Source organism: Streptomyces sp. N35 (assembly GCF_016464295.1).
Classification (GTDB): Bacteria; Actinomycetota; Actinomycetes; order Streptomycetales; family Streptomycetaceae; genus Streptomyces.
Genome location: NZ_JAEIMH010000168.1, coordinates 1 through 6,026 on the forward strand (window position 1 = coordinate 1; position 6,026 = coordinate 6,026).

General features: G+C 71.0%; 6 protein-coding genes. 4 read left to right on the forward strand and 2 right to left on the reverse strand.

Annotated features, from left to right (window positions below; all coding sequences use genetic code 11):
- Positions 1 to 612 precede the first annotated feature (612 nt).
- Positions 613 to 1,038 (reverse strand): hypothetical protein, encoded by a 426-nt coding sequence (locus JAO81_RS41310; protein WP_233416645.1) that lies wholly within the window; start codon positions 1,036 to 1,038, stop codon positions 613 to 615.
- 116 nt (positions 1,039 to 1,154) lie between these two features.
- Between JAO81_RS41310 and JAO81_RS41315 the strand changes: the two genes are divergently transcribed.
- Entirely contained in the window at positions 1,155 to 1,793 is a 639-nt protein-coding gene (locus JAO81_RS41315) for an ATP-binding protein (protein WP_307814228.1), read from the forward strand.
- A gap of 336 nt (positions 1,794 to 2,129) precedes the next feature.
- On the opposite strand, the gene JAO81_RS41320 is transcribed toward JAO81_RS41315, so the two are convergent.
- Positions 2,130 to 2,885 (reverse strand): SigE family RNA polymerase sigma factor, encoded by a 756-nt coding sequence (locus JAO81_RS41320; protein WP_199553157.1) that lies wholly within the window; start codon positions 2,883 to 2,885, stop codon positions 2,130 to 2,132.
- A gap of 204 nt (positions 2,886 to 3,089) precedes the next feature.
- Between JAO81_RS41320 and afsQ1 the strand changes: the two genes are divergently transcribed.
- From afsQ1 to JAO81_RS41335, 3 genes are read left to right on the forward strand one after another with little or no spacing between them, the layout of a single operon-like run.
- Positions 3,090 to 3,767: a two-component system response regulator AfsQ1 gene (gene afsQ1, locus JAO81_RS41325; RefSeq protein ID WP_187818216.1), complete on the forward strand. Its 678-nt coding sequence runs from the start codon at positions 3,090 to 3,092 to the stop codon at positions 3,765 to 3,767.
- On the forward strand, positions 3,764 to 5,356 hold the full coding sequence (locus tag JAO81_RS41330; RefSeq protein ID WP_199553158.1) for a HAMP domain-containing sensor histidine kinase: 1,593 nt from the start codon (positions 3,764 to 3,766) through the stop codon (positions 5,354 to 5,356). The genes afsQ1 and JAO81_RS41330 overlap by 4 nt, the downstream gene beginning before the upstream one ends.
- On the forward strand, positions 5,353 to 5,937 hold the full coding sequence (locus tag JAO81_RS41335) for a hypothetical protein (RefSeq protein WP_199553159.1): 585 nt from the start codon (positions 5,353 to 5,355) through the stop codon (positions 5,935 to 5,937). The genes JAO81_RS41330 and JAO81_RS41335 overlap by 4 nt, the downstream gene beginning before the upstream one ends.
- The last annotated feature ends 89 nt before the right edge of the window (positions 5,938 to 6,026 follow it).

Here is a 6,026-nt window from a genome sequence, read left to right on the forward strand (position 1 = left end):
ACCGGGGCCCCCCCGGCGCCGGCGGCACCCCTTGGGGGGACCGGTGCCATTGCCCGAACGCCCACGCCCCCCCCCCCGGCCCCGACCCACGACGAAACCGCACGCGCACAACGCACCGGCGGAAAGCCGCACCCGAAACCGCAACGCGCAGAACGCACCGACAGGCAGAAGCACACGAAACCGCACGCGAGCAGAACGCACCGGCAGGAAGCCGCGCCCGAAGCGGCCCTCACAACCAAGCCACAGGCGCAGCACGCACCCGGCCGACAGCCGCCCACGAAGCAGAACCCGAGACGCCCCGGCCGACAGCCGCACACGACAGCAGCACCCCGACCCAGGGGGCCTGGGGGCGAAAGCCACCAGCGGGGGTCCGGGGGCGGAGCCCCCGTGGGATCAACCCCTCAGCCCGCCGACGGGGCATCCCCCGGCTCAGCCTGCAGCTCATCCGTACACGGATACTCCCGCACCCCGGCCGACAGACAGCCAGACACGAAGCAGAACCCGAGACGCCCCAGCCGACAGCCGCACACGAAGCAGCCCCCAAGCCCGGGGGCCTGGGGGCGTAAGTCACCAGCGGAGGTCCGGGGGCGGAGACCCCGTGGCGTCAGCCCCTCAGCCCGGCAGCACTCCCGACGCCCGGTCCAAGAGGGGGAGGTCGTCCAGGGAGCCGCCCGAGGCGAGCGGGCCCGTGACCAGCGCCGAGCTCACCGGCTTGAAGTCGGCGAGCTGCGTACCCACCGCGTTGTCCAGCGGATCCACACCCGTACCCGCCAACGGATCGAGCCGAAGATCCCGCGCCGGACGGACCGCGAACCCCACCGCATCCGTGACCGCCTCGGCCGGACTCGCCGAGTCCACGTCACCCACCGGCGTACCGAGCCCGAGCGAGAGCGGCATCCCGAGCGCACTCGCCCCACCCGCGGACACCCCCAGCGCCACCCCGGCCACGGACGCGACGAGCCCTGCCCGGGCCACCGCCCCGCCACCCCGCCTCGGCGCCGCGTGCCGGGCTGTATTGCGTCGTACCAGTCGAGCCATGAGGTCACCTCGTGCGGTAATCGTGAGGCAACGCAGCGTAGTTGAGGTGTGAGGTGCGTTTCAAAGGACGTACGCCAGGATGAGCCGAACGGGCTCATGCCTCACACTGGTGTTCCGTGAGCTCCCACCCTCCGATACCCACCCGCGTCGTCCTGCTGTGCGGCCCCTCCGGCGGCGGCAAATCGCGCCTCGCGGCCCGCTCCGGTCTGCCGGTGCTGCGCCTCGACGACTTCTACAAAGAGGGCGACGACCCGACCCTGCCGGTCGTGGCGGGCGGCACGGACATCGACTGGGACGCCCCCGCCTCCTGGGACGCCGACATCGCCGTCGCGGCGATCGTCGAGCTCTGCCGTACGGGACGTACGCGCGTGCCCGTCTACGACCTCGCCACCAGCTCGCGCACGGGCGAGGAGTCGCTCGACATCGAGCGCACGCCCCTGTTCATCGCCGAGGGGGTCTTCGCGGCCGAGCTCGTCGACCGCTGCCGTGAGCTGGGCGTCCTCGCGGACGCGCTGTGTCTGCGCGGCCGGCCGTCCACCACGTTCCGACGTCGATTCCTCCGGGACCTGAAGGAAGGCCGCAAGTCCGTGCTCTTCCTCCTGCGCCGCGGCTGGCGCCTGATGCGCTCCGAACGCACGATCGTCGCCCGCCAGGTCGCCCTCGGCGCCCACGCCTGCAACAAGGAGGAGGCTCTGGGCCGCCTCGCCGCCGCGGCCGCCGGCCGATGCCGGAAGGCCCGTACGACGGCGACGTAAGACGGCAGGCAGCTCGGCAGACGGCAGGACGGCACGAAGGCAAGACGGCAGACGGCACGAGGGCAAGACGGCAAACAGCTCCGTAAAACGGCAAAGGGACCGGAAAAGACCCCCCGGCCTCTCCGGTCCCGCTGCCTTGCGGCTCCCCCACGTCCCCCGTGGGAGCCCCCCGCTTTCCCCGTTCCCCCCTTGCTCGCCCGTAGGTATCCCCCGATCCCGACGGGCTTTCCCGGGGCCTCTCGCGAGACCTCGGACCCCCACTCGGTCACCGCCTCCCCCCGGGGACGGCGACCGACAACTCGATGATGAAGCAGATGAAGCAGGTGAAGCGGCGGCTCAGGCGACCAGTTCGCCGAAGCACTCCTCCTGGTCACGGCCGAAGGCGAGGACCTCGTCCTCGCGCAGCCGGCGCAGCGAGCGCCAGATGCTGGACTTCACCGTGCCGACGCTGATGTCGAGGATGTCGGCGATCTCCGGGTCGGTGCGGCCCTCGTAGTAGCGCAGGACCAGCATCGTCCGCTGGAGTTCCGGCAGCCGGGCCAGCGCCTGCCACAGGACCGCGCGCAGCTCGGTGCCGCGCATCGCGTCCGTGTCACCGACCGTCTCCGGCAGCTCCTCGGTCGGGTACTCGTTCAGCTTGCGGCGGCGCCACGCGCTGATGTGCAGATTCGTCATGGTGCGGCGGAGATATCCCCCGACCGCGGCCTTGTCCGAGATCCGGTCCCAGGCCTTGTACGTGGAGAACAGCGCGCTCTGCAGCAGGTCCTCCGCCTCGAAACGGTCACCGGTGAGGTGGTAGGCGGTGGCGTACAGGGAGGCGCGGCGCTCCTGGACGTAGGCGGTGAACTCCGCTTCCGAGCAGGGCACCTGCTCCCCCGAGGCCTCCCTGTACGCGGCTCCCCCGTCAGTCACCCCGGACGCCGACGCCACGTCGACGACCGTCATGTAACCGGTGTGCTGACGTCCGGCACCACGAGCGCACCCCCGCCCGCTCACGGCGCCGGACTTCTCAAGCCCCCCGTTGCCGGACTTCGCGACATCGTGCAGACGCGTGACAACTGCGCTTGTGCTGGTGCTGTGCAGCGTGTTCATCTCGCGCCCCCCGTCGTGGAGTCCGTTTTCTTGCCGGGCTTGCCGTGTGATGAGAACTCTGCCCGGCCACTTCGACGGCGGTGTCAGCCAACTGTCACAGACCTGTCACAGGGGGCTGTGTCTTTACGTAGGACCTACGGGGGTTGAGTGCGGGAGCTGCCCAACTGTCGATACGGCGCCCTGGGATGGGCCAGAATGACCTCTGTGCCTTCCCTGTTGCTGATCGAGGACGACGACGCCATCCGGACGGCCCTGGAGATGTCACTGACACGCCAGGGTCATCGGGTGGCCACGGCTGCCACCGGCGAGGACGGTCTGAAGCTGCTCAGCGAGCAGCGGCCCGACCTCATCGTGCTGGATGTGATGCTGCCCGGCATCGACGGCTTCGAGGTGTGCCGGCGTATCCGGCGCACGGACCAGCTGCCGATCATTCTGCTCACCGCGCGCAATGACGACATCGACGTCGTGGTCGGCCTGGAGTCGGGCGCGGACGACTATGTGGTCAAGCCCGTGCAGGGCCGGGTGCTAGACGCCCGGATCCGCGCGGTCCTCCGCCGTGGTGAACGCGAGGCCAACGACTCGGCCACGTTCGGGTCGCTGGTGATCGACCGGTCGGCGATGACCGTCACCAAGAACGGCGAGGATCTGCAGCTGACGCCCACCGAGCTGCGGCTGCTGCTCGAGCTGAGCCGCAGGCCCGGACAGGCGCTGTCCCGGCAGCAGTTGCTGCGTCTCGTATGGGAGCACGACTATCTCGGTGACTCCCGGCTCGTGGACGCGTGTGTGCAGCGGCTGCGCGCCAAGGTGGAGGACGTGCCGTCCTCGCCGACGCTGATCCGTACGGTGCGCGGCGTGGGTTATCGCTTGGATACGCCTCAGTGACGTCGAACTCCGACCGGACCGCTCCGACTTGGGGCCGCAAGGTGGCGGCGAAGCTGCGCTTCACCAGTCTGCGGCTGCGCCTCGTGGTGGTGTTCGGGCTTGTGGCGCTGACCGCCGCGGTGACCGCTTCGGGGATCGCGTACTGGCTCAATCGCGAAGCCCTGCTCACCCGCACCCAGGACGCGGCGCTCAATGACTTCCAGGAGGAGATGCAGAACCGGGCGGCGACCCTGGGGCCCGATCCGGGCCGGGCCGAACTGCAGGACGCCGCGCTGGCCATGGCGCGCAGCGGCCAGCAGTACAGCGTGATCCTGATCGCCAAGGACGCGCACGGCAGGGAGGTCTCCGCGAAGGCCGGGTCCCCCACCGCGTTCGCGCTCGGCGATGTGCCCGAGTCGCTGCAGGACGCGGTGAACGAGCCGCAGGAGCCGTCCGGCGGCGGGCCGGCCGCGTACCGGATGTTCTGGCAGCGCACACAGCTGGACGGGACGCCGTATCTCGTGGGCGGTACGCGGGTGCTCGGTGACGGGCCGACCGGGTACATGCTCAAGTCGCTCGCGCCCGAGCAGAAGGACCTCAGTTCGCTCGCCTGGTCGCTCGGGATCGCCACGACGCTGGCGCTGATCGGTGCGGCGCTGCTCGCGCAGGCCGCGGCGACGACGGTGCTGAAACCCGTACACCGCCTTGGCGTTGCCGCGCGGCGGCTCGGCGAGGGGAAGCTGGACACGCGGTTGCGGGTGTCGGGGACGGATGAACTGGCGGAGCTTTCGCGGACGTTCAACCGGACCGCCGAGTCCCTGGAGAAGAAGGTCGCGGACATGAGCGCGCGGGAGGAGTCCAGCCGGCGCTTCGTCGCGGACATGTCCCATGAGCTGCGTACGCCGCTGACGGCGATCACGGCCGTGACGGAGGTTCTCGAGGAGGAAGAGGACAGCCTCGACCCGATGATCGCTCCCGCGGTACGGCTGGTCGTCAGCGAGACCCGGCGGCTCAACGACCTGGTGGAGAACCTGATGGAGGTCACCCGCTTCGACGCGGGGACGGCCCGGCTCGTACTCGACGATGTGGAGCTCGCGGACCAGATCACGGCCTGTATCGACGCACGGGCCTGGCTGGACGCGGTGGAACTGGACGCCGAGCGGGGCACCATGGCGCGGCTCGATCCGCGCCGGCTCGATGTGATCCTGGCGAATCTGATCGGCAATGCGCTCAAGCACGGCGGGTCTCCGGTACGGGTCTCGGTGCGCAAGGAGAGCGTGGACGGGGACGGCGAGGCGGGGGCGGACATCGTGATCTCGGTACGTGACCACGGGCCGGGGATCCCGGAGGACGTCCTTCCGCATGTGTTCGACCGGTTCTACAAGGCGAGTGCTTCGCGGCCCCGGTCGGAGGGGTCGGGGCTCGGTCTCTCCATCGCGCTGGAGAACGCGCATATCCACGGCGGGGAGATCACCGCGGCCAACTCGCCCGAGGGCGGTGCGGTGTTCACGTTGCGGCTGCCGCAGGAGGCCCCGGGGTCGGTCGAACCCGAGGAGGCCGCGGACGCCGCGGAGTCCGGTGCCTCTCCGGCCGCGGAGGGGGCGCGATGAGGCGGCGGGCTTGTGCGGTGCTCCTTTCCGTCGGGGCGGTGCTGCTCTCCGGGTGCGGGATCCGGGCCACCGAGGTGCCGACCGAGTTCGGGGCGGCGCCTTCGCGGGTGCCGTGCACGACGGCGGGGGCCGATGTGGCGGCTCAGGCGGCCGGCGGGCTGCCCATGCAGGTCTTTCTGATCTGCGGGGCTCAGCTGGTGGGTGTGGACCGGTCGGTGCGGCTCGGGGACGGGCGTGCGGCGGATGACCGGGTGGATGTGGCTCAGGCGTTGCTCGACGAGTTGCGGGAGGAGCCGTCCGCGGCGGAGGCGAAGGCTGGGTTCACGTCCGACGTGCGGTCCGTGATCAAGGTGCGGGGGCCTCGGGAGGGTGATCCGGCTCAGGCGCTGCGGCTGAGTACGGCGCCTGAGCGGTTGGCGCCGCTTGCGTTGGCCCAGGTGGTCTGCACGTTGGTGCACGGGGTGGGGGCGGGGTCGGAGTCCGTGTTCCTCGGGGGTGTGGAGGCGGGGGCCGGGGTGCGGGAGTATCCGTGTACGGATGAGCTGCAGGCTGAGCCGGGGGATGCGCCGTCGGCGGGCTGAGGAGTTGATCCCACGCGGGGGCCCCCCCCCCGCCCCCCCCGCCCGGGTGCCCGCCCCCCCCCCCCCCCCCCGGCTGCCGCGTTGCCGGG

Excerpts from the sequence above, each read along its gene's own strand:
- JAO81_RS41310 (WP_233416645.1), bottom strand. The coding sequence starts at position 1,038 with ATGGCTCGACTGGTACGACGCAATACAGCCCGGCACGCGGCGCCGAGG.
- JAO81_RS41320 (WP_199553157.1), bottom strand. The coding sequence starts at position 2,885 with ATGAACACGCTGCACAGCACCAGCACAAGCGCAGTTGTCACGCGTCTG.
- JAO81_RS41335 (WP_199553159.1), top strand. The coding sequence starts at position 5,353 with ATGAGGCGGCGGGCTTGTGCGGTGCTCCTTTCCGTCGGGGCGGTGCTG.